Source organism: Bellilinea sp. (assembly GCF_053501535.1).
The window spans coordinates 29034-53114 of sequence record NZ_JBRCOK010000028.1; the positions used below are offsets into that span (position 1 = coordinate 29034).

Sequence of the window (24081 nt, forward strand, 5' to 3'; positions counted from 1 at the left end):
TTATTCTTCGATCATCACACAGGTTTCCTGAAAGTAATTTTGCTGAATGCTTTGCCAGGTTTCGGCAGGATTGTTGCGCAGGAAGGGGGCAAATAACGGCATTACCTGTTTGATTTGCTCGGCGATGCGTTGAACAACCCGCCGCAGAGAAAAATGAGCATTATCTGCGCTGCGCAGAGAGATCAGGTGGTCAGCCGAGCGCAGGTTCATTTGCAATAAAACACGGCGGTTATAGGCATTTGGTACGACATAAGCCGCCACTTCGCGATTGAAGGCTGTCAGCTGCTGATAGGCTTGATGAGCCATCCGCATGGCTTGCCGGAAGTGGTCTTCCAGTCCGGCGAGGACAATTGCGCGCGGCAAAGCATACCCCAGATGGGTGGACAATGGCTGAGGCGTCTGGGTCATCATGCGGTGGCGTTTGAGCTCGAAATATGCTCCCTGATCGAGAACCAGATCAAAAGTAAAGCTGGAATACTCCAGTTCACGCAGGGGGATGGTGTGTTTTTCCAGGCTGCCCAGCAGCGTTTCGGCAATCTGGCGGCGCAGAGCGGGGTCAGCCTGTTTAATCGCTGACAAACACTGCGTATAGTCAAGTGATGCGAAACGGTAAAGAGCCGCCGCCAGAATATGCTCCTCGGCTTCCGCATCCCAGAAAATCAGCCTGCACCAATCCGCCGGCACAGAATCTGGTGAGAATTGTTGAGCCAGTTTCTGCAATTGCTGGCGGGAATTTTGTAAATAGGGCAGGGGATTGGCGTATTTGACCAGGGTGGGCACGCAGGCCTGAGCAACGCTTTTGATTTCCTCACCAGCCTGACGCACTTCACGGAGCGGGTGGCTGAGCATTTTGGAGAGAGTATGTTCAAGGGCGCGGGCATTGATGGTCACGCCGACATTGGCCAGCGCAGCAGCCGGCAGGTAAAAGCGGGCAACATCCACATATTTTGAGCGGATGCGCCTTTCCCAGGCGGTTTCGCTTTCCCCTTCGCGGGCGGGGTGCTGCTGCTGAATCAGGGCGCGGACATGGGGCAGAGCCTCCTCATAAGCCTGGAAAAGTCCTAACACGGTATCCTCATAGAGCGATTTCAGCGGATGATCTTCCAGCTCGGCCGGTAGATGGTAATCTTCTTTTGTCCACTTCTGGTAACGGGTGGATTTTTCGGTGTAAGAAGCCAGGCGGCAGGATTCCAGGCTTTCGACGGCGAGACGCGAGATATTTTCAACCGCGATGTGCAGCACGGCATGTTCGGCTACTGAGGCGTGCCCATAACCCACAACCCACTTTTCGTGAAATTCAGCGCTTTTTTCATCAGTCAATTCAGCGGCAATTTCGCTGAACCGCTGGGGAGAGCGTGATGTTTTGGCAAAGGTGACGGCGATCGTTTCAGGGGGGAGATTTTTCGGGTCGAGCAAATAAACCTGTCGTTTAGGGGGCATATTTGAGCACCTCCTCAGCCCTTTTCTTATCCTGATTGACCTGTTCAATCAGTGCATCCACCGAAGTAAACCGAATTTCGGAACGCAAGTGCTGGACAAAGTCTAGCGCGAGCGATTGATTGTAAAGATTCTGTTGAAAATCCAGCAGATGGGTTTCCAGATGGGGCTGCAGGTTGTGTTGGTCAAAGGTCGGCCGAAAGCCGAGATTGGTGACCGAGGGATAACGGACACCGCTCACCCATGCCCAGGTGGCATACACGCCGCCGGCCGGCAACAGTTGTTCTTCCCAAAACTGGAGATTGGCAGTTGGAAAACCGAGTTGTTTGCCACGCCCATCCCCATGAATAACGCTGCCGCTGATGCGGTAATATCTTCCCAACAGACGGCTTGCCTGATGCACCTCGCCTTTTTGCAAGTGATCGCGGATCAGGCTGGAGGAAATCCGCTCACCATCCAGCAAAACGGGTTGAATGACCTGCAAGCCAAAGCCCATTTGTTCACCAATCTGTTTCAGGCGGGTAAGGTTGCCCTCTCTCCCTCTGCCAAGTGCGAAATCTGAACCGGCGAGCACTTGCCGGATTTCAAAGCGCGAAGAAATCCAGCGCATAAACTCTTCCGCGCTTAAAGCCGCCATTTGCAGGGTGAAAGGAAGTGTAATGATCATATCCACACCCGCTTCTCCCAGCAGTCTGGCGCGTTCCTGAGGAGAGGTGAGATAGCGCGGATTCTCGATTTTTCCCAGAACAACAGCCGGGTGCGGATGGAAGGTAACCACGAGACTGGCGGCCGAGTCGTGATGCGCGCCCTCTACCAGTCGGCGCAGGATGGCTTGATGTCCGCGGTGTACGCCATCGAACACGCCGATTGTCAACCAGACGGGTGAGGGGGGGGCTTCTTCAAAGGAGGAATAATGCTGCATGATCACCTGTAAAAGGCTGCTTTAGCCAGTAAAGCCGGCAGCGAAGGTACGGTTTTATGGTCGCCGGCTACTGGTAAAAAACTTTTTTCGGCTGCCATTCACTGGTGGCCGGGTCAAACTCCAGCAGAGCAATCAGCTCTCCCTGCTCGCTGATGCCGCGTGTCATTTTTCCAATGCCCGCCTTGCCGGGGATGCGATGACCATGCCGTACGGCTTCCACCTGTTCACTGGTCAATTCCACGGATGGCCAGTCGGAGAGGGCTTCGGCAGCCGGGATGACGTATTGATACCAGTTGCCCTGTTCAAAGGCTTCTTTGAGTTTCCGCAGCGGGACGGCATCCCGCAGGGTAAAGCGTCCGGATTTGGTGCGCCGCAGGCCAACCAGGTGCGCCCCGCAGCCCAGCATTTTGCCCAAATCATTTGCCAGAGAACGGATGTAGGTGCCGCTCGAACAATATACATCAATCACTGCCTCAGGGGGTGCCCATTCCAGCAGTTCCAGACTGTACACGGTTATTTTGCGGGGTTGCAGATCAATCTCTTCACCCTCGCGGGCCATTTCGTAGGCTTTGCGTCCTTTTACTTTTACGGCGGAGTAGGGAGGAGGCACCTGTTCAATTTCGCCAATGAACGATTGCAAGGCTGCCACAAACTGTTCTTCGGTGATGTTGACCGGATTGTTGGTCAGGATCTGTCCATCGGCGTCGTAGGTGTCGGTGGTTGTGCCCAGTTGAATGACCGCCTGATAACGCTTGTCTGAGGCAGATACGTATTCGGAGAGTCGAACAGCCGGACCCAAAAGAACAACCAAAACGCCGGATGCTCGCGGGTCCAAAGTACCTGTATGACCTGCCCGGCGAATGCCCGTCCCTCGCCGGATAATCTGGACGATGTCATGAGAGGTGTAGCCGACGGGTTTATCCACGACCAGCACGCCTGAGATGGTGTTGTTTGGGTTTGTGTTATCGTTCATCTTATGCAATTCCTTGCGAAGAATCTTTCCCCTCGTTCGTCAGGAGTTTGGACTGCTGCTCATAAAATCTTCGGTGGCAGCCAGCACCCTGGCCTGCACTTCTTCCAGACTGCCGGTTATTTCTGCACCGGCAGCGGCCGGATGACCGCCACCGCCAAACTGCGCAGCCAGTTTGGAAACATCCCAACCCGGCTGAGCGCGCCACGATACTTTGACATGATCGTGTTTTTGCTCGTTAAACAGGATGGCAATATCACACTCACTGATGCTGGAGAGCAAGTTGGCCAGATCAGCGTCATCGTTGCCATTATACCCGACAGTGCGCCGATCTGCTTGAGTTAGTGTTGACCAAATGATCCGCCCTTTTTTCTGTAATGTGGAAAGCCCTACCCCCCAATAGCGGGCTTCTTCAAAGGAGCGTTGAACTAAACCCCGATAGTACAATTCCGGCAGATTGGCGCCTTTCTCCATCAAATCGGCTGCCAACCGAAGGGCTTTTGGATTCATGTTCGAAGTACGGAAACCAATCGTATCGGTAACGATTCCGGTAAGTAATGCCTCTGCTACCGGTTGGGTAATTTCCAGCCCCAATTGGGGCAAAATTTCTGCCAGAATGGCTGCGGTGGCAACCGAATCAGGGTCCACCCAATTGAGACGGGCGTAACCCGGGTTGGTGATATGGTGATCTACCTGGATATCCGGCTGGTGTGCATTGAAGGCTGCGCCAATGCGTTTGAAATCGGCAGCATCCACAACAATAAAGGTATCGAATTTGCCTTGCGGTGTGCGGACGATTTCGCGGCTGCCAGGTAAGTGTAGCAGATTTTGCGGAATCGAGTCACTCAATCCCATGACCACGTCCTTTCCGGCCTGACGCAGCGCCAGACCCAAACCCAGCATCGAGCCAATGGCATCTCCATCGGGACGGATGTGGGAGGTGATCAGGATGCGATGGGCGGCTTGCAACGTCTCTCGCATGGCGGTCAGGGTTTGCGGGTCAGTCATTTTCATTTTCTTCACCTTGAGCGGATTCTTCCGAAGAAGAGGAATTTTCGCTGCGCAGGGAAGCCAGCAGGCGTTCGATGCGGTCGGCGCGTTCCGGTGTTGGATCCCAGTGAAAGCGAAGACGGGGGAAAACCCGCAATTCGATCTGATCTGCCAGCGTGCGGCGCATGAAGCCGGAGGCGCTTTGCAGTCCATCCAGAATTTCCTGAGCGCGCTGGCTGCCTTCCACCGCCGAAACGTAAATATCGGCGTAAGCCAGTTCGCGGTCCACTTTCACATCGGTAATGGTAATGCCAGTCAGGCGCGGGTCGCGGATTTGACCCATGACCAGCATCTCTGAAAGATCCTGTCGGATTCGATCAGCAATTCGTTGAAGTCGAAGATTTGAGGGCATCGTTCACTTACCTTTTTAAGAGTGGTTGAAGATTGATTCAACTACCCCTTTCAAAAATGTAGCATTCTATTTCATCGCCAACCAGAATATCGTTAAAGTTCTTGAAAGCGGCGCCACATTCAAAACCGGTGCGTACTTCGCGGACATCCTCTTTTTCATGCTTGAGCGAGGCAAACTCGCCTTCGTAGATGATAGTTCCTTCCCGACGGATGCGCACTTTGGCATTGCGTCGGAACTCACCGCTCACAACGCGGCAGCCAGCCACTACACCAACTTTGGAGATGCGGAAAACCGCCAGAACCTTGCCGTGGCCAATAACAACTTCTTTGATTTCCGGTTCGAGCAAGCCTTTCATGGCTTTTTCAATGTCTTCCGTAAGGCGGTAGATGATGTCGTACAGGCGAATGGAAACGCCTTCGGTTTCCGCCAGACGGCGGGCAGCGGCATCAGCCTGCACATTAAATCCGACCACAATGGCACTGGATGCCGCCGCAAGCATGACATCATTCTCACTGATGTTGCCGGTTTCGGCATGCAGAATGTTGATACGGATTTCACCACCTTTCCCCAGATCATTCAAAGATGAGATGATCGGTTCCAGGGAACCCTGCACATCGGCTTTAATGATCAGCCGAAGTTCATGGTCTTCACCGGATTGCACCTTTTTGAAGAGCTCCTCGAGACTGGCTTTGGGGGCCGAAGCCAGCCGTTTTTGTTGCTGCTGAATGCGTTCCTCAACCACGGCACGAGCTTCGCGTTCATTCTCATACACAAGGAAGAGGTCGCCGGCATCCGGCACATCGTTGAGACCCATGATTTGAACGGGTGTGGAAGGGCCGGCCTTGCGCAGTTTACGCCCGCGGAAATCGAACATCGCCCGGATGCGCCCGTAGGCTTTACCGGCAACCACCAGATCGCCGGTTTCCAGCGTCCCGTTATAAACCAGTAAGGTTGCCACCACTCCCTTCGCGCGATCCACTTTAGCCTCAATAACGGTGCCGAAGACACGCCCATCAGGATTGGCTTTGATATCTAACGTATCTGCTACCAGTAAGATGGCTTCCAGCAAATCATCAATGCCTTTACGCAGTTTGGCAGAAACCGGCACAACCATCGTATCGCCGTCCCAATCATCCGGCACCAGTCCGACCTCAGCCAGTTGCTTTTTTGTAAAATCGGGATTGGCATCCGGGCGGTCAATTTTGTTCATTGCAACGATAATCGGCACGCGCGCAGCACGGGCATGGGCGATTGCTTCGCGGGTTTGGGGCATTACCCCATCATTTGCCGCTACCACCAGCACAACGATATCTGCTCCCTGGGCGCCGCGCGAACGCATGGCGGTAAAAGCGGCATGGCCCGGTGTATCCAGAAAGGTGATCAGGCGATTTTTATGTTCTACCTGATAAGCGCCAATGTGCTGTGTGATACCGCCGGCTTCGCCGCCGGCAACGTTGGTATCCCGAATCGCATCCAGCAGTGTAGTTTTGCCGTGATCCACATGACCCAAAATGGTCACAACCGGCGGGCGGTCCTGCAGGGCTTCCGGTTTTTCTTTGGCAATTAACTGCCGCCACAGCGGAATTTCGCCGACTTCTTTTTCTTCCACTTCTTCGTAAACTTCCGGCTGAGCTTCATAACCCAGTTCGGAAGCAACCACTGCGGCGGTATCAAAATCAATTTGTTGGTTAATATTGGCCATCACCCCATTCGACATCAGAATCTTGATGACCTGAATGGGGCTGGCTTCCATTCGTTGGGCAAGGTCACGAACCGTGATACTGGCTGGCAGTTCGATTGTTTTGGACCCATTATCGCTCATAGTACACCTCTTTCAATTGGTTTCTCCCTGCTTCCCCTTTGGATCGTTGCCTCTGGCTGGTGAGTGGGTTGACCGGGGAAAGGGCGTCGGATTTTTTGAGCGGTAGAAGGGTCGCTTTACAGGTTCCTTCTGTTGTGCTCTTTCCTCAAATAACAGGATACGAATTCAGGCTACATGGCTTTCTTCCGGCAGGGATTGCATGTATTCGGTAAGAACGATCCGTTCCTGTTCGGTCAACTCGGTTTTTAAGGCGTGGGCAAGAGCTCCTTTCAGAGCGCGTTCCCAGCATTGACGATCCTCGTGAACATACGCGCCGCGACCGGCAAGTTTTCCCGTTGGATCAATCTGCACACCTTGCGGGGTACGGACAATCCGAATGAGCGCTCTTTTTGCCATCACCTGACGGCAACCTACACAAGTGCGCTGGGGAATGTGTTTCGTACGCTGGACTGGTTTCCTGGCCACCTTTCCTACTCTAAAATCATCTGCACCGGATTACTCGTCCCAATCCCAACCGCCATCGCCACGACGGTGCTTTTTGCGGACAATGATGGTATCGCGGTCGGGGTCATACTCAATCTGGGTATGTTTTTTCTTCTTTTTACCCTTTTTCTTTTCTTTGCGCCCGGCAATGCCTTCGCTCTCTTCTTCATCTTCAAAGATGGTTTCGTCCACCGGGGCCAATTTCAGATCAAAAATCTGCTCGAAGGAGGGTTCTTCTTCCTCGACAGGTTCCTCAATGGTGGATTCCGTTTCAACTTCTGCCTTGGGCGCTTCCACTTCCAGTTCGGGTTTGATCTCTTCAATGAATGGCTCAAATTCCGCAACAAGTTCTGGAGCGCTTTCTGTGATGGATTTAATCTCTTCGGCTGTTTCGATGGTTTCCGGTGTTGGCTGCGGCATTTCTTCCACTGCTGCCTGAGCGGCCTTCTCGGCTTCCATTTGAGCGTCCAGTTTTTCCATTAACCGGGTAATCTCTTGCATGGCACGCGGGCCGATTCCGTTCAGCCGCAGGATCTCATCCGGGGCAATCTTCATCTGAACGGCCATTTCCCCAAGTGTGCTGTAACCGGCTTCCTGTAAGATATAGGCAACGTGTTCTGGCAAGCCGCTGTCCAGAATGTTAATCTCGAAAGAGTCGGCTGGCACCAGGGCCTTGGCCTTTGAGAATTGATCTTCACTGACCTTTTCGGCTTCAGGACGGCGGGTAATGCGGCGTTCAACCCGGTCAACGAAGCGCGCCATCAGATCGTATTCTTCCGGCTGTAACGGGCGTCCTTCGGCTTTACGGGCCAGCATATCTTCCACCTTGCGCATCGTTTCGGCCTCCTGAGCGGCCAGTTCGGCAAGGCTTTCGTCTTTTTGCAGTTTGTAAAGCGCATCAGCAGCTGCTTCCGGCAGGCTCTTGATATCAATGCGCCAGCCGGTCAGTTTGGCAGCCAGGCGGGCATTTTGTCCATCCCGTCCAATTGCCAGACTTAATTGATCCTCCGGCACCACCACTGTAGCGGTTTTACCGCTGGATTGTTGCTCGTTCAGGTAAACCCCGCTCACACGCGCCGGGCTGATGGCTTTGGCAATGAAAACGGCCGGGTCCGGGTTCCATTCAATCACATCAATTTTTTCATCGTGCAGTTCTCGCACAATGGCTTGAATGCGGACGCCGCGGATACCCACACAGGCGCCAACCGGGTCAATGCCGCTTTGGGTGGCTGAAACGGCTACTTTGGCGCGTTCGCCCGGTTCACGGGCAATCGAACGAATCTCCACCACACCATGGTAGATTTCGGGCACTTCATTTTCCAGCAGGCGGCGCAGAAAATTGCGGTGGGTGCGCGAAAGGATGATCTGCGGCCCACGATTGTTATCCTTGACCTCGGCAACCAAAGCGCGCACACGGTCGTGAATGCGAAAGCGTTCACCGGGGATCATTTCTTTGCGGGGCATGGAGCCTTCGGCTTTCATTTCCAGTCCAATGGTCAGTCCCTGGGCGCTGACGGCCTGTACGACGCCGCTGACAATTTCACCGAGCTGTTTCTGGTAATAATTCAATTGCGCCTGACGTTCGGCATCACGGATGCGTTGCTGAATCACCTGACGGGCGGTTTGGGCAGCAACGCGGCCGAAATCGCGCGGGGTGCTTTCGACCACAATCATGCCGCCCAATTGTGCATCCGGATCAATTTTGCGGGCTTCTTCCAGACTCACTTCGGTGCGCGGGTCTTCTACTTCCTCGACGATTTCTTTTTCGGCATAGATGGTAACCTTGCCTGTTTCGATATCCACTTTGGCTTCCACGTGTTGAGCATTGGAAGCATTCACTGCCCGGCGGTAGGCTGAAACCATGGCCGATTCGAGCGCTTTGAGAATCACTTCTTTTGGAAGTTGTTTTTCTTCCAATACTTCATTGAACGCCAGCGTAAATTCGTTCTTCATGCTTCAACTTTCTCCAGATAGTTACGGTTACTAAGCAGAAAAGTGGGGGTTGCCCACTTTTCGATGCGGTCTTCTTTCTTTCGCCTAACAACCATTATTCTATCACAGGTTTTGTTAACAAGCAAGAATTTTACTTAATGATTGGATTAAAACTTTTGACAAAAAACGCATCTCTCGGGTATGCTTATACCAGAACCGGGAGGAAATGATGACCATAATTGAAGATACATGGGTCAAAGTAGAGGGGATAAACACTCACCTCTTCACTGCTGGCGAAGAGGGTGAAACCGTGGTTTTATTGCATGGCGGCGGCACCGATTCGGCCTGGCTTTCGTGGCAGCCGGTCATTCTGGCGCTTTCGCCCCGTTTTCGGGTGATTGCCCCTGATCTGCCGGGATACGGTAAAAGCGATACTCCCCAAATTTCCTATACGCTGGATACCTACATTGATTTTGTGAAGCGGCTGCTGGATCAACTGGGGGTGGCGCGGGCGACCCTTGCGGGAGTCTCCATGGGCGGCGGAATTGCCATCGGTTTTACGCTGGCTTACCCGGAGCGGGTTCAGCGGCTTGTGCCGGTGGATACGTACGGCATCCAGCGCCGTTACCCCGGAGGATTGTGGGGATATATTTTGGTGCGGATGGAATGGCTTAACCGCTTTTCGTGGTGGCTGCTGGGGCGCAGCCGGGCTTTGACGCGCGCTTCTCTGCAACAGATTTTTTATGACCCCGGCGTACTTCCGGACGATCTGGTGAATGAAGTGTATGAGGAAATCCGCCGTCCCAAGGCAGGGGTGGCTTTTCGTTCCTTCCAGAAGCATGAAGTCCTCAAAAACGGCCTGCGCACGGTTTTTCTCGACCGACTGGGTGAAATTGAGGCTGAAACCCTTTTCATTCATGGCGAAAATGACCGGCTGGTGCCTTTGGAATGTGCCCGTGAAGCCCATGCCAGACTGCCCGGTTCGCGACTGGAGATCATACCGGCTTGTGGTCACTGGCCGCAGCGCGAGAAACCGCAGGATTTCAACCGCATTTTGCTGAACTTTCTGGAGTCCAACTGAATTCCCCGATATTTTTTAGAAAGGATTAAGCCAATGACAGATCAATTTTTGTGGTGGCGGGATGGGGTCATTTATCAAATTTACCCCCGTTCTTTTGCAGACAGCAACGGTGATGGAATTGGCGATTTGAACGGTATTCGTGCGCGTTTGGATTATCTGACAAAACTGGGGGTGGATGCCATCTGGCTTTCGCCGATCAACCCCTCGCCGGATGTGGATTTTGGATATGATGTCAGCAACTATCTGGATATTGACCCCAAATTCGGCTCACTGGCCGACTTTGACCAGCTGGTTGCAGAAGCCCATCAGCGCGGTATTCGGATTGTTTTGGATCTGGTGCTGAATCACACCTCGGATCAGCACCCGTGGTTTGTTCAATCGCGCAGCAGCCGGGATAACCCCTTTCGGGATTATTACCTGTGGCGCGATCCTGCCCCGGATGGCGGCCCGCCCAACAACTGGCAATCCATTTTCGGCGGCAGCGCCTGGGAATGGGATGCTCCAACCGGGCAGTATTACTATCACATGTTTTACAAAGAGCAGCCGGATGTTAACTGGCGCAACACGCAGGTGAGAAAAGCCCTGCTGGACGTTTTCCGCTTCTGGTGTGAGCGGGGAGTGGACGGTTTCCGGTTGGATGTATTCAACATGTATTTCAAACATCCTGACTTTCCCGATAATCCGCCGGCAGTTGGCTTACGCGGTTTTGACCGGCAGAAACACATTTATGACTGCGATCAGCCGGAAATGTTCCCCCTGCTGCGTGAGATTCGTGCCATTCTCGATTCATATCCGGAACGATTTGCGGTGGGCGAAACATTTCTTTCCACGCCACAGAAAGCCGCCTCCTACTCCGCTCCTGGTTTGCTACATACTGCTTTTGATTTTACCTTTTTACATTCTCCGTGGAAACCGGAGCGTTTTTTGAAGGCAATTCAGGATTGGGAGCAGGCTTTGCAACCGGAAGGCTGGCCGACTTATGTGCTGAATAATCATGATAATCCGCGTTCGGCAACCCGTTACGGTCAAGGGGAGGATGACAATCGCTTGCAAGTTGCAGCTGCCCTGCTGCTGACCCAACACGGCACTCCCTTCCTTTACTACGGTGAAGAAATTGGAATGCGTGACATTCCCATCACCCGTGAAATGGTGCAGGATCCGGTGGGTAAGCGTTTTTGGCCGCTTTACAAAGGACGGGACGGATGCCGTTCACCCATGCAGTGGGACGACAGTCTGAATGCGGGATTCAGCACCGGGCAGCCCTGGTTGCCGGTACATGCCAATTACCGCCAGCGCAATGTATCTGCCCAGCAAAATCAACCGGATTCGCTGTACCACTTTTACCGCAAGCTGCTTCAATTGCGGAAGGAATACCCGGTGTTAAGAAACGGCTTCTTCCAGCCCCTGACGTTTGAACCCCAACGGCTGCTGGCTTACCTGCGCCAAAACGCTGAGCAGACCATTCTGGTTGCGCTCAATTTTGGAAAACGTCCGGTGCGCCTGGCTTTGGGCGGCATGGTGCGGCGGGCAGGCTGGAAACTGATCCTGTCCAACCGGCGCGACTATCTGCCGCCCTTAAAGGATGGTATGCTGCTTCCGCTGGAGGGCTATGAAGTCCTGATTCTGCTGCAAGAAACCTGATCGGCTTTATTCTTCTTCGCCGGTGGTTTCTCCCAGCACTTCCAGATCAAACGGCACGCCAACCTGCTCACCGGCTTCGCGTAAGCCTTTTACCACCTCGACCAGCAGGGGAATGCCCCGTTGACGGTTCAAAGCCTCTAATTCAAATTCTTTTTCGCCGTGAATGTAGATGCGTTCCTGCCCTTCGGCTTTGGGAGCGTTTTTGAGGGTTTGGATCAGGCGGTCTAAATCGGCTTTGAATTCCTGCGGGTCGCGGAAGGCATCAATGCGGATGGCAGCAAAGAAATGGCCGACATTGGCGGGCTGATCTTTGCCAACCGAACCCACAAAAGGTCCGGTAGCCGCCCCGGAAAGCACCCCAGAGAAGATGTCCACCCACAAGGCCAGACCATAACCTTTGTACCCGCGCATGAGGTCGGTACCGCCTAATGGCAATAAGGCTCCACCCTGCAGCACGGCTTTGGGATCGGTGGTCACCTGACCGTTCTGGTCAATTCCCCAGCCTTCGGGAATCTTTTCACCGGCTTTGTCGTAAACGGTAATTTTGCCGATGGGGACAATGCTGGTTGCCATGTCCAGCACATAGGGTCGTTCATGCAAGGCGGGGGCTGCCACAGCGATCGGGTTGGTGCCGAGAATACGGCTGCGCCCATAGGTTGGAGCTACCAGCGGCTGGGCATTGGTAAAGGAAATGCCGATCATATCGTGAGGCAGTGCCATCATGGCGTAATAACCGGCAATGCCGTAGTGATTGCTGTTGCGTACCGAAGCAAGCGCAACTCCGTTTTCATGGGCTTTTTGGATGACACGCTGCATGGTGTGGTAACCGACCACCATCCCCAGTCCGTTTCCGCCGTCCACCAGCAGGGTGGTGGGGGTTTCCCGTACGATCTGGTAGGGGGACGCCGGATCAATCAGCCCTTTCAGGATGCGGCTGCCGTAGTAACTATGCAGGCGGATGATGCCGTGTGAACTGACCCCGCGTAAATCGGCTGAAATTAACACGTCCGCAGCGATGCGGGCGTGTTGTTCGGTCACATTCAGGCGGGTAAAGAAACGGATGATGTAGTCTCTTAAATCATCGGCACGGAATAATTGAGCAAGCGGCATGGTTGACCTCCTCCAAATTGGCGAAATTTGAATCAGGTTTATACGTCCAGATTGCGAACGCTGCGGGCATGGGTGGTGATGAAGCGGGTGCGGGGTGGGACGGCTTCGCCCATCAGCATGTCAAAGGTGCGGTCGGCTGCGGCGGCATCTTCGATGGTGACCGATAGCAGCGTGCGATTGGCGGGGTTCATGGTGGTTTCCCACAATTGCTGGGGGTTCATCTCACCCAACCCTTTATAGCGCTGAATGGAGACTTTATCAGCCGCAACCCCCAATTCTTTGAGCGCTTTATCCTTTTCGGCTTCGGTATACACATATTTGACCTGATTTTTGTAGGCAATGCGGTAGAGGGGCGGTTGAGCAATGTAGAGATGACCCGCCTCGATGAGCGGCTGCATGTAGCGGAAGAAAAAGGTGAGCAACAGGGTGCGAATGTGGCTGCCATCCACATCCGCATCGGTCATGATGATCACCCGACCGTAGCGTAAGCCGGAAAGATCAAAGTTTTCGCCAATACCGGTGCCCAATGCGGAAATGAGGGCTTTGACTTCATTGTTGGAGAGGATTTTATCCAAACGGGCGCGTTCGGTGTTGAGGATCTTCCCGCGCAGCGGTAAAATGGCCTGAAAATGGCGGTCGCGCCCCTGTTTGGCAGAACCGCCGGCGCTTTCTCCCTCAACGATGTACAATTCGGTTTTGTTGGGGTCACGTTCCGAGCAGTCCGCCAGTTTACCGGGCAGAGTCAGGCTCTCCAAAGCGGATTTACGAATGACCAGGTCGCGCGCTTTGCGGGCAGCATCTCGGGCGCGGGCAGAAGTGAGGCACTTTTGAACAATGGCGCGCGCAGCGGATGGGTTTTCTTCTAAAAAGGCATAAAATGCCTCACCAACCACCTGCTGAACATAGGTCTGCACCTCGGGGTTCATCAATTTGACTTTGGTCTGGCTTTCAAACTGCGGGTCGGGGTGTTTAATACTGACGATGGCGGTCATGCCTTCGCGCGTATCGTCGCCGGTGAAGTTGGGGTCAGCGTCCTTCAGCAGACTGGTGCGCCGGGCATAGTCGTTGATGACACGGGTAATTGCCGTGCGCAAGCCGGTCATGTGGGTGCCGCCGTCAATGGTGTTGATGGTGTTGGCAAAGGAATAAACCGATTCGGCGTAGGCATCCGTGTATTGCACAGCAACCTCAATGCCGATGTTGTCCACCTCTTTCTCCACAAAAAAGACCGGATGCAGCGTTGTGCGGTTGCGGTTCAGGTAGCGCACAAATGAAATGATGCCGCCCTCAAAGTAATAGGTGGTTTCGCGGTTACTGCGCTCATCCACCAGCCGGATCAATACCCTGCGGGTGACAAAGGCCATTTCGCGAAAGCGCTGGCTGAGGGTTTCAAATTTGTAATCCACCTCATCCTTGAAAATTTCGCGGTCAAATTTGAAAGTGGTAATGGTGCCGGTGCGGTTCGGCTCACATTTGCCAATGACCTTGACGGCTTCCTGCGGAACGCCGCGCTCGTAACGCTGAAAGTACTGTTGTCCATTGCGAAAGACGATCACTTCGCACCATTCCGAAAGCGCATTGACTGCCGAAACACCAACCCCATGCAGACCGCCCGAAACTTTATAACTGGAATGGCTGAACTTGCCACCCGCATGCAGGGTGGTCATGACCACTTCCAGCGCAGATTTTTTCTTTTCAGGGTGAATGTCCACCGGAATACCCCGTCCGTTGTCCTCCACCGTTACCGAACTGTCGGGGTGAATGGTGACGATGATCCGGTCACAGAAACCGGCCAGCGCCTCATCAATCGAGTTGTCCACCACTTCGTAAACCAGATGGTGAAGGGCTTTGAGATCGGTGCCGCCGACATACATGCCCGGACGGCGGCGGACGGCTTCCAATCCTTCCAGCACCTGAATATCTTTTGCTCCGTATGAAGAAATGTCTATTGATTGAGCCACGGATAATCCTCCAAAAAAACTTAACGCCTTAACCTTCCCCCTGAATGGACAAGGGAAGGGTTTGTTTGGTTATGCCTGCACCATTCTTGCACTTTGCTGCTTGATCAATTCCATCAGCCAACGCAACCCGCTGCGGAAGTAAATGAAACTGGCTGTCAGCAGACTGGTGTAAATGAACGCGTGTCCCAAAATCCCAACCAGCGTCAACCATGAATTATTGGGAGGGATTTTCCATAAAACATCCATGCCCTGTGCGATTAAGATGGCGGCAACCAGAAAAAGGCTGCTGCCGGTCAGGTGGTTGCGAACCAGACGCACGCTGGTCAGGGCAGAAACGAGCAGGCTGCGCTGCCCGAGAAAGATGCTGTGGGGGGTGAAGATCAACGGGATAAAAAGCCAGATCATCAGGAAAAGCACCGCCAGAAGGGCAATGCTGCCTAAACTGGCATTGACCATGGCGAGAAGTGAAACGATTACCGAAGCCGGCAAACTGATTAAGATTACACTTGCCAGCAAGGTGAGGATGAAAACCATGCATAACGCGATCTGGATGGCAAAGGCTTTGAATTCAAACTTTACCGGCGTTTCGCCGGAGGAACGCGCCAGCGTGTTCAGGAAAAGACAACCGAGTACAAAACCTGCAATCAGGAAAAGCAGCCACCAGCCAAAGGCAGCCGAAAAGGAATTGATTTCCAGCACGGCCGGGCTGCCAAACGGGGTCAGACCGCTGGGTCGGTTTGCCATTAAACTCGGCAGGCCAATGGGAAAGGTTTGTAAAGTACTGGCAAGGTTGTAGTCTTTCAGGCTCTCAATCCACAGGGCGGTCAGCTCATTGATTTGAGCGGCGATTTCTGCCGATGCAAAACGAGCGATGGTGTTGGCATAATCCGTGAGCAAGGGTGAAAACAGTTTGTCAATGCGAAACTGCGGCCCAAGCCACAGGAAAACATCCAGCACTACGGGCAGCAGGATCAGATAAATCCTGCTCGCAACGGTATTAAATCCCGCACTGAGAGCTGGAATCAGGCGAGGCGGGCTGATTAAATTCATTTCCGTTTCAGATGCCATACAGGTTTTATTTTACCATACTCATCCCCTCTGGCAGGGATCGCCTGTCAGCGGTAAAATCGAATCATGCAAACCCACCATCATTTGCCCGATGCTGACCGTTTGAGCGTGGTTGCGGCGGTCATCCTGCTGGGGTATGCGCTGACGCCGTTCGTTTCCCTGCCCGAGCGTCTTGTCAGCCTGCAGCTGCCGGGGTTTTTATTCGAGCTGCGCCTGAACTTTTCCACAATTGTGGCTGTTCTGGTTTCCTTGATCGCTGCGGCGGGTACCGACTGGCTGATTCAGACCCACCCTCACCTGGAAGGGAAAGTCCGCCTGCCGCACTGGCTGCTGCCTGCCCTGACGGCCTGGGCGATTGGCGTGCCACTGACTACGCTGCAAGTTGGGGTGGAATGGTGGGTGGTTTTTACATTGGGGGGTGTACTTTTTCTTCTGGTTGTGCTCGCCGAATACATTGTGGTTGACCCGCAGGACATTCGTCACGCGCTGGCTTCGATTGGCCTGACCGCTGTTTCTTTTGCTTTGTATCTGGTGCTGGCGGTTAGTTTACGCGCAGCCGGTTTGCGGCTTTACACGTTGATTTTGACGCTGGCCCCCACCTTGTTCCTGATCAGCCTGCGGGCTTTGTACCTGCGCAGCGGCGGGCAGTGGTACCTGAGCTGGGCAGCGGGTATTACCCTCGTGGTGAGCCAGCTGGCGGCTGCTCTTCATTACCTGCCGCTGACTCCATTACGCTTTGGTTTGCTTTTACTGGCAGCAGCGTATGGATTAACCAGTCTGGCAGCCGGTTTGGAAGAGGGCCGCGGTCTGCGTTTTGTTTGGGTGGAACCTCTGGTCATGGCGGTGTTACTGGTTGGGGTTTCTTTGCTGGTGAGGGTGTGATTGGAAGACTTGAAATTGTTAACCCAACATCTGCAACAGATGGAAAACCACATTTTTCAAAATCTGCCGGAGGAAGCGTGTGGCATGTTGGGCGGACGCGGCAATCAGGTCGAGGAAGTCATCCCGATCACCAATCAGGCGCACAGCCCGGTTCGCTACTACATGCAGCCGGTTGAGATGTTGCGAGCTTTCGAGTGGTTAGAGCAGCAGCAAATGGAGATGATTGCCACGTTCCATTCTCATCCAATGGGGCCGTGCCATCCATCGGAAACGGATATTCAGGAGTTCGCCTACCCCGGCACTGCCATGCTGATCTGGTCGCCTATGGATGAAAACCGCTGGGGTGTCAAAGCGTTTGTCATTGAGGGTTGTAACTTTCGAGAAATTCCCTTGGTTTTGTTAGAATCGTAACCGGATGGAAGGTTACGGGTTATAAACTGGTGGAGGAAGAGCAATGGAAGGATGGTTGACACTTGCAGTTGTACTGCTGGGGGCTTACATTATTGGATCGGTGCCATTCGGTTTGGTAATTGTCTGGATTGCGCGCGGCAAAGACCTGCGCCAGATTGAAAGCGGCCGAACGGGCGGCACGAATGCCATGCGGGCTGCCGGATTTCTGGCGGGGCTTTTTACCGCAATTTTTGATGTGCTCAAAGGGTCGGCAGCGGTCTGGCTGGCGGCTTATGTTTTCCCTGAACAGGTTTGGGTGCGGGCTGCGGCTGGTCTGCTGGCAATCCTCGGCCACAACTATTCCGTCTTCTTGATCGAATCGCGCGCCAGGGGAGGTATTCGGCTGCGCGGTGGTGCAGGGGGTGCGCCGGCGTTTGGGGCAACCCTGGCACTTTTTCCTCCGGCGGCGCTGATCATCTTCCCGTTGGGAGTCTTGGTATACGTTGGGATTGGATATGCGTCTGTCACCACCATGAGCATTGCCTTTTTTGCCACGATCATCTTTCTGGTGCGTGCGCTGCAAGGGCTTTCGCCATGGGAGTATGTGGCATTTGGGGTGGGGGCGCTGGCTGCGGTGCTGTGGTCGCTGCGTCCCAACATTGAGCGCTTACGCAACGGCACCGAACGGGCGGTTGGATTGCGTGCATATCTGCAAAAACGCAAAGAACTGCAAAGTGAGAATAGTAAAAAAATGGAAAACGGTTCGCTCAAAGCGAACCGCCATCAACAGGAACACGCCCGCAAAGGTCTTTAATCGGCCGGGGTGATAACCACGCCTTCTTCGGCGGCTATCTGTTTGAAAAGAAAACGCACATTGCGTTTGTGCAATTCCTCCGCAAGGCCGCCGAGGTAAACGCGGCTCTTTCCGCACGATTCTATATCAATCGTCGAAAGAACCTCTAACGGGTTCTTGCGCCGGACAGCGGCACGGACGGCTTTTCGCACGTTATTCAGATAGTTCAGGTTTTCCTGCACGGCATCATCAATTTCTCCACGCAGGATAATGTCTCCGTGCCCCTGAATGATGTTTTCCAGTCCCATTTTGCCAATTTTACGGATTGTTTCGCTCAAAACGTCGGGATCGCCATCCACGACGTAGGGCAGCGGTAAGAAGGCATCCCCGGCAAATAAAACGCGGTCTTCTTCCACCAACACCGAAATCCCATCCCGGCTGTGACCGGGTGTATGGGTCAGAATCAAGTTCTTTTTACCAATACGCAAAGAGAGGTCGCCCCCTTCAAACGTGAGATGGGGATAGACCAGTTTTACCTGCCGGAAAGCGGGATTTTGCCGGCGAGCCGACTCCAACGAGGCCGGTCCGCGCAGTTCCATCAATTCTCGGCAGAGAGCGTGCGAAATGACCGTCGCGCCGGGAAAGAAACAGTTTCCCCAGGTGTGATCGGCATGATGATGGGTATTGATGACATACCGTACCGGTACCCCAAGGGTTTCTTCGATGAAAGACCGCATGGTGAGGGTTTCTTCGGGGGTTGCCAGTGTATCAATCACCACCGCCCATTGAGGGCCAGTGATTGCCCCTGCAGTAACCTGAGCGTAGATTTCACTTTGAAACCAGTAAACATTTTCAGAGATGCGCTCGCGCTGCATACCTGCTCCAGGAATTGGATTGAGAGTTTGTGAGATATCTTACAGGTGCAAAGAATAGCATAAAAGAGGCCAATTGTCAAAAAACGCTTCGACAGGATGATGGTTTATTGGTCAGCCTGATTTTTATTCCTCAGTAAAGGAAAGCGTAGTAAACCTTTACGGTACAGATAAAATCCCGCCGCCGCAACAATCAGAATTTCGGCAATCAATGCCCCCAGGAAATATTGCCAGTATTCTTTCATAAAGGAGATTGCCAGAGGTGGTTTGGGACCCTCAGGCGGCGGAAGGGTGGGAGAGCCTGTAGCAGAGGCGGTTGCCGTCCACGCTGTACTTTGCGGTGAAGGGGTTTCAACCCCGCTGGTGGAGCGGGTTTCATTTGGTTCAGGGGGTGGTGGGTAGCCTTCCCCGGTGGGCAGCGTGGGTGTGCCTTCACCAATCGGGTAACCGCTGCCCGGCGGGAAAGTCGGCTGAGGGCTGGTGGTCAGGTTGGGGGTTATACTGCCGGTTCCTTGTGGTGCCGGGTAGCCTTCCAGGGTGGGGGTACCGGTGCCGGGAGTGCCGCCAAAGGGTGTAAAGGTTCGGGTTGGAAAGCGCGTTCGGGTAGGGGGTAAAGTGGGTGAGCGATAGTCCACCGTTGGATAAATCACCGGTGTACGGGTTCGAGTTCGGGTGGGGATGAGGGTAAAGGTAATTGTGCGGGTTGGGGTAATTGTCCCGGTCAGGGTGATGGTGGGTGTTAAGGTCAGCGTAGCAGTCGGTGAAACTGTTGGAGTGGAGGTGAATTGAGTCCCGGTAGCGGTAGGGGTTGCCGACGAGGTGGCGGTATCCGTTGGAGTGGGGGTGGAGGTGGCTGTGGCGGTCGGTGTGGGTGAGGATGAAGGTGTCGGCGTGGAGGTTACGGTTGAAGTTGGCGTGGCTTGCTGGGGCACCACACGAATTACCCCGCTGAAGGATGATTCCTGAGTGGTGCTGATGATTTCTAACCGGTAGTAATAGGTGGTGCCGTTGGTCAAACCGCTGTCCACCACTTCGTAAAAAGCGCCGCCGATTCCGGAACCGCGCCGCGGAATGAACGGGCTGACCCGGCTGAAACCGCCGCTTTCGCTTTGACTTCGCAGCAGGTAAAAACCGCTGGTGTTGACCTCACTGACGGTCGTCCATTGAACGGCCGCCTGAGTGTTGCCTGCAATCGCGGTGAACTGGCTGAAGATGACACTGGATGGCAGGGGGAGCAACCCTACCACAAACGGGGTAAAGTTGAGGTCATCCGTGCTGTTGGGCCGGCCGCTGCTGTCAATGGAAACCTGAATTTCCTTGAGAACGGGATTGCAAACGGTGGTTTGACCGGTTGCCCCAGCCGCACCGCTGCCAGCCGGGTTTTGGGCGGTGGTATCCCAGCCATCGGTTATATTGGCAGCGGGGTCGTACCACCACAGAGGAATTAACGCCGGGTCGTTGCTGCCACAATAGGCAGTGCTTTCAATCGTGGCTGTGCATCCCGTGCTGGAATCGTAGCGGAAGAACAAATCGAGTAAGGAGGGTGGAAGGGTCACATCACTGGCAAGGAAAATATCATAATAATTCGAGCAGGCGGTCAGGCTGCCCGGCATACCGCCGGTGAAGGGGACATTATCCGGGCTGCCGGAGCCGTGATTAACGATGAACAGGTCAAAATCGCTGTCGGATGGGGCGTGTTGAAAGGCAACCTTCCCGTCGCTGGTGTAGGTTTTGGTGGATGTAACCGTCACTTTTTCAGCAGTTACACCGGGGGCGTTGCTGCGCGGCAGAGCCGGTGCGCCCAGGCGTTTGCCGACGGTGAAAGTACACTGTGAAATTGCCGTGAGCGGGTCGACCCCGAACCCCCAAAAGTTATGATCCACCCGACCTTTGTTACTGCATTCCACCTGAAAACCACTGCGGTTGGTATAAAAATTGTTGGCAACGGCCTGAACCTTTCCACTGCCCGCTCCTGCCTCCCGCCAGATTGCGTAACCGCTGTTGCCGGTTATGTGGTTGAATTGGAGAATGACATCGCCGTTGTTATCCAGAATCCGAACCGCATCCTGACCGCCGGTCAGATCGTTGGAAATTAAACTCACGGTTTGTGGGCTTTCCACCTGAACGAGGCTGCGGCTGGTTGAGCTGCATGTTCCGTCGTTGATGGTCAAATCGCGCAGGGTAGCCCCGGCGGTTATCCGCAGCATGGGCTGGCTGCAGAATGTGCCCAGGTAGGTGATCCGCGCGTCGTTTACCCCCTGAATGATATGGGGTTTATCCACCAGCACGGCATTGTTCTTGATGAGGTAATTTCCTGTGATCAGGATGGTTGCCGGCTGACCTGGCAGGGGGTGTGAGTCAATCGCGTCTTTTAAACCTGTGCCAAGCCCGCCGGGTAAATCTTCTCCGGAGTTGATGTAACATGGCGAACTGGCGCCGCAGGCTGCAGCATCATTGGCTACATAAACCACATCGGCAGTGGCAGTAACACTGATGCCCAAAAATGCCTGACTGGTTTGCTGCCATCCGCCGGCCGTGCGTTCCAACACCCTGGTCAGTACCGAACCGCCAGCGGTGGCTGTGTTACCGATACGAAAAGAAAAATCCAGCCAGTCGCCAAATGCACCCACGGCCAGGGTGGTTTGAACACCGCCCAGCAGATTATAACCAGTCGGTGGAGCGGAGCAGTTGGTAATCCCCATCTGGTAAGGGTTGCCGGTTACACCGCCAGTCAACCCGATGCGCAAATCCGTTGCTGACCAGTTGATGGGGGTGTAGATACACACCTGCACATTCGCGCCTGGTGGAGGGAGGTAGGCGGTCAGGTCGAATGAGGCGCGCACGTTGAGGGTCTGACCGGCGGCGCATCCGGCCGGCGGGCAGGCTGCGGGAGCCTGTAAGGTTAAACTGGTGGACTGGACGGTTTGGGCGCGGGTAGATTGCGGCAGGCTCAGGATGAAGAATACTGCCAGCACAGCCAGTACACGCCGGATAATCCCCGCGCTTTGAAGCGGGCGGCGTTGGGCTGGGCTGAGAGTAGGGGAAGTGTGGTTCATGAGCCTGTGAAGGGTGAGTGTGGGTATTCAGAATGCGAATGATACTGATTATACCTTTGCCGCGGGACAAAAATCAAAGCGAAATAAACATAATTTCGGTTGGGTTCAATGAAGCACCTTGCTCAAAAAGGATTTGGTGCGCTCCTGTTTTGGGTTGGTAAACAAGACATCTGGCGGTGCTTCTTCAACGATTTGACCCTCATCCATCAGAATGGCGCGATGGGCAGCCGCCCGCGCGAAACCCATTTCATGCGAAACGACCACCATGGTCATGCCTTCTCTGGCCAGCGTCAGCATGACATCCAGAACTTCCTGGATCATTTCCGGGTCAAGCGCGCTGGTGGGTTCATCGAATAACATGATTTTTGGGTTCATCGCCAGCGCGCGGGCGATGGCTACCCGTTGCTGCTGCCCGCCGGACAACTGGATGGGGTAATTATTGGCTTTTTCGGGAATGCCGACTTTGTGAAGCAAATCCACGGCAATGCGGGTAGCTTCCTCTTTGCTGCGCTTGCGGACGATGCGCTGGGCCAGCAAAATGTTTTCCAGCACCGTCAGGTGCGGAAAGAGGTTGAATTGCTGAAAGACCATGCCGACTTCGGTGCGAACGGCGTTGATGTTGGCAGCCGTATCCAGCGGAATGCCGTCCACCACAATTCTGCCTTCGTCGAATTCTTCTAACCGGTTAATGCAGCGCAGCAAGGTGGATTTACCCGAACCGGATGGGCCGATGATGACAATCACTTCGCCTTTGTAGACATCCAGATTCACCCCGCGCAGCGCGTGGACGTTTCCAAAGCGTTTATGCACATTTTCGATGTGAATAATGGGTTCAGAGGTCATGGGGGTTACCTCTCGATTTTGGTTGTTTGTTCAATGTAGTGAACGACCCGCGCCGAGATGAGAGTCATGACAAGGTAAAGCAAGGATACCATAATCCAGGGTTGAATCGGGATGAAGTTGGATGCCATAAACTCGCGACCGCGGCGGGTAAGGTCGGAAACAGCCACCACGCTGATCAGGGAGGTATCTTTGAGCAGGGTGATAAATTCGTTGCCTACCGGGGGCAGGATGACGCGGATTGCTTGCGGCAAGATGACATAACGCATTGCCTGAAAGTAGGTCATTCCCAAACTGCGGGCTGCTTCCATCTGGCCTTTGGGGATGCTTTGAATACCGGCGCGGTACACTTCGCTCATGTAGGCGGCGTAGCAGATGGTCAACCCAAGGATGGCCATGAAGTTCGGGTCAGCCTTGTAATTGATTAACGCCTGACTGTTCAATGAAGTTCCCAAATTTTGAATAATGGGAGGAAAAGCGAAATACCAGAAGAGCAACTGCACCAGCACCGGAATACCGCGGATAATTTCAACGTAAATGGTAAAAATTCCGCGCAATAACCATAACTTAGAAAGGCGCGCCAGAGCGACTACCAGTCCCAGAATCAGTACCAGAAAGAAGGAAATCATGGTCGTGCGCAGCGTGACCCAGACACCATCTTCTACAAAGACGAGAATGCGCCGATAAGGATCTGGTTGCGCGATGACTAATATCACAATCAGTGCAATGACAGCAAAGACCAGCAGCCACCACTGGTCTATGCTGGTTTTTCGTGCGGTTGAGCTTGCCTGCGGGGGATTAGCGATTTGCATGTGGAGAAGCCTCCTTGAACCGTGTATCCATTCTCCCAGAAGTTTCAAAAAAGCACGGGCAGCGGCGGTCTTTGGAGTTTACCAACCATCTGCCCGTGCATCACATTCTATCAAAAAAGAAGTTTATTCACCTGCCAGCCACTTCATCTCGAGTTCGGCGATCACGCCTTCGTTTTTCAGTTCGGCCAGAGCCGCATTGAGCGGAGCGACCAGATCTTCACGGTTCTTACAAATGGCGATGCCGTAGGATTCATCGGTGAATACCTCACCAACAGTCGTCAACTTTTCCGGATTTTGCCCGATGAAGCCCAGCGCGGTGGGATAGTCGGCAATGACCGCATCCACCTGACCATTGGCAAGGTCGAGGAATGCCAGATCGTAGGTGTCGTATGGTTTGTAGTTGACATTCGGTATCTTGCGGGCTTCAATCTCGCCGGTGGTGCCCAGTTGGGCGGCTACCGTCTTGCCGGCCAGGTCGTCTTTGGTTTTGATGCTCTCATCCCCTTTGCGAATGACCACAATCTGCCCGGCGTTGATGTAGGGGTCGGTGAAGAGCATTTGCTGCTTGCGTTCATCGGTGATGGTGATGGCAGCGATTGCCAGATCA

At 53.9% G+C, this 24081-nt stretch carries 21 protein-coding genes; 5 read left to right on the forward strand and 16 right to left on the reverse strand.

All coding sequences use genetic code 11. From position 1 onward, the window contains the following. The 8 genes from ACWIZX_RS03120 to nusA all read right to left on the reverse strand — a co-directional run bounded on the left by ACWIZX_RS03120 (position 1) and on the right by nusA (position 8989). The gene (locus ACWIZX_RS03120; protein ID WP_448334778.1) at positions 1-1440 is read right to left on the reverse strand and encodes an FAD-dependent thymidylate synthase; all 1440 of its coding nucleotides are present in this window, start codon (positions 1438-1440) and stop codon (positions 1-3) included. Beyond that, positions 1430-2359: a bifunctional riboflavin kinase/FAD synthetase gene (locus ACWIZX_RS03125; protein WP_322792593.1), complete on the reverse strand. Its 930-nt coding sequence runs from the start codon at positions 2357-2359 to the stop codon at positions 1430-1432. The genes ACWIZX_RS03120 and ACWIZX_RS03125 overlap by 11 nt, the downstream gene beginning before the upstream one ends. A 67-nt stretch (positions 2360-2426) precedes the next feature. Then, on the reverse strand, positions 2427-3332 hold the full coding sequence (gene truB / locus ACWIZX_RS03130) for a tRNA pseudouridine(55) synthase TruB (RefSeq protein WP_322792594.1): 906 nt from the start codon (positions 3330-3332) through the stop codon (positions 2427-2429). 39 nt (positions 3333-3371) lie between these two features. Next, on the reverse strand, positions 3372-4343 hold the full coding sequence (locus ACWIZX_RS03135) for a DHH family phosphoesterase (protein ID WP_322792595.1): 972 nt from the start codon (positions 4341-4343) through the stop codon (positions 3372-3374). Then, positions 4330-4731, reverse strand: a complete 402-nt coding sequence (gene rbfA / locus ACWIZX_RS03140; RefSeq protein ID WP_448334779.1) for a 30S ribosome-binding factor RbfA — start codon at positions 4729-4731, stop codon at positions 4330-4332. Before rbfA ends, ACWIZX_RS03135 begins: the two co-directional genes overlap by 14 nt. 37 nt (positions 4732-4768) lie before the next feature. After that, entirely contained in the window at positions 4769-6553 is a 1785-nt protein-coding gene (gene infB / locus ACWIZX_RS03145) for a translation initiation factor IF-2 (RefSeq protein ID WP_322792597.1), read from the reverse strand. Positions 6554-6718: 165 nt separating this feature from the next. Continuing rightward, positions 6719-7018 carry an RNase P modulator RnpM gene (rnpM, locus tag ACWIZX_RS03150; protein ID WP_322792598.1) on the reverse strand — a complete coding sequence of 100 codons (300 nt, stop codon included), beginning with the start codon at positions 7016-7018 and terminating at the stop codon, positions 6719-6721. Positions 7019-7048: 30 nt separating this feature from the next. After that, complete coding sequence (nusA, locus tag ACWIZX_RS03155) at positions 7049-8989, reverse strand: transcription termination factor NusA (RefSeq protein ID WP_448334780.1); 1941 nt, start codon at positions 8987-8989, stop codon at positions 7049-7051. A 205-nt stretch (positions 8990-9194) separates the two neighbouring features. Here nusA and ACWIZX_RS03160 point away from each other — a divergent pair, with 205 nt between their 5' ends. Continuing rightward, positions 9195-10049, forward strand: a complete 855-nt coding sequence (locus ACWIZX_RS03160; RefSeq protein WP_448334781.1) for an alpha/beta fold hydrolase — start codon at positions 9195-9197, stop codon at positions 10047-10049. A 33-nt stretch (positions 10050-10082) separates the two neighbouring features. Next, positions 10083-11690: an alpha-glucosidase gene (locus ACWIZX_RS03165; RefSeq protein WP_448334782.1), complete on the forward strand. Its 1608-nt coding sequence runs from the start codon at positions 10083-10085 to the stop codon at positions 11688-11690. 6 nt (positions 11691-11696) lie between these two features. Here the strand turns inward: ACWIZX_RS03165 and ACWIZX_RS03170 are convergent, their stop codons facing one another. The 3 genes from ACWIZX_RS03170 to ACWIZX_RS03180 form a co-directional block, all read right to left on the reverse strand. Then, positions 11697-12800, reverse strand: a complete 1104-nt coding sequence (locus ACWIZX_RS03170; protein ID WP_322792998.1) for an Ldh family oxidoreductase — start codon at positions 12798-12800, stop codon at positions 11697-11699. Positions 12801-12838: 38 nt separating this feature from the next. Then, a complete protein-coding gene (gyrB, locus tag ACWIZX_RS03175; RefSeq protein WP_448334783.1) occupies positions 12839-14761 on the reverse strand; it encodes a DNA topoisomerase (ATP-hydrolyzing) subunit B in 1923 nt (640 codons plus the stop codon). A gap of 69 nt (positions 14762-14830) precedes the next feature. Next, positions 14831-15829 carry a hypothetical protein gene (locus tag ACWIZX_RS03180; RefSeq protein WP_448334784.1) on the reverse strand — a complete coding sequence of 333 codons (999 nt, stop codon included), beginning with the start codon at positions 15827-15829 and terminating at the stop codon, positions 14831-14833. 66 nt (positions 15830-15895) lie between these two features. Here ACWIZX_RS03180 and ACWIZX_RS03185 point away from each other — a divergent pair, with 66 nt between their 5' ends. The 3 genes from ACWIZX_RS03185 to ACWIZX_RS03195 are packed head-to-tail and all read left to right on the forward strand — an operon-like array spanning position 15896 to position 17915. Next, positions 15896-16711 (forward strand): DUF5656 family protein, encoded by an 816-nt coding sequence (locus tag ACWIZX_RS03185; RefSeq protein ID WP_322793316.1) that lies wholly within the window; start codon positions 15896-15898, stop codon positions 16709-16711. Next, positions 16712-17122 carry a M67 family metallopeptidase gene (locus ACWIZX_RS03190; protein ID WP_322793315.1) on the forward strand — a complete coding sequence of 137 codons (411 nt, stop codon included), beginning with the start codon at positions 16712-16714 and terminating at the stop codon, positions 17120-17122. A 43-nt stretch (positions 17123-17165) separates the two neighbouring features. Continuing rightward, on the forward strand, positions 17166-17915 hold the full coding sequence (locus ACWIZX_RS03195; RefSeq protein ID WP_448334785.1) for a glycerol-3-phosphate acyltransferase: 750 nt from the start codon (positions 17166-17168) through the stop codon (positions 17913-17915). Here ACWIZX_RS03195 and ACWIZX_RS03200 read toward each other — a convergent pair. From ACWIZX_RS03200 to ACWIZX_RS03220, 5 genes are all read right to left on the reverse strand, one after another. Then, entirely contained in the window at positions 17912-18769 is an 858-nt protein-coding gene (locus ACWIZX_RS03200; protein ID WP_322793313.1) for an MBL fold metallo-hydrolase, read from the reverse strand. The genes ACWIZX_RS03195 and ACWIZX_RS03200 overlap by 4 nt on opposite strands. A 104-nt stretch (positions 18770-18873) precedes the next feature. Then, the gene (locus tag ACWIZX_RS03205) at positions 18874-21822 is read right to left on the reverse strand and encodes a hypothetical protein (RefSeq protein ID WP_448334786.1); all 2949 of its coding nucleotides are present in this window, start codon (positions 21820-21822) and stop codon (positions 18874-18876) included. Positions 21823-21927: 105 nt separating this feature from the next. Next, positions 21928-22665 carry an amino acid ABC transporter ATP-binding protein gene (locus ACWIZX_RS03210; RefSeq protein ID WP_322793311.1) on the reverse strand — a complete coding sequence of 246 codons (738 nt, stop codon included), beginning with the start codon at positions 22663-22665 and terminating at the stop codon, positions 21928-21930. A gap of 5 nt (positions 22666-22670) precedes the next feature. After that, positions 22671-23474, reverse strand: a complete 804-nt coding sequence (locus tag ACWIZX_RS03215) for an amino acid ABC transporter permease (RefSeq protein WP_322793310.1) — start codon at positions 23472-23474, stop codon at positions 22671-22673. A gap of 123 nt (positions 23475-23597) precedes the next feature. Beyond that, positions 23598-24081 (reverse strand): transporter substrate-binding domain-containing protein (locus tag ACWIZX_RS03220; RefSeq protein ID WP_448334787.1); only part of this gene is annotated, 484 nt, incomplete at its 5' end.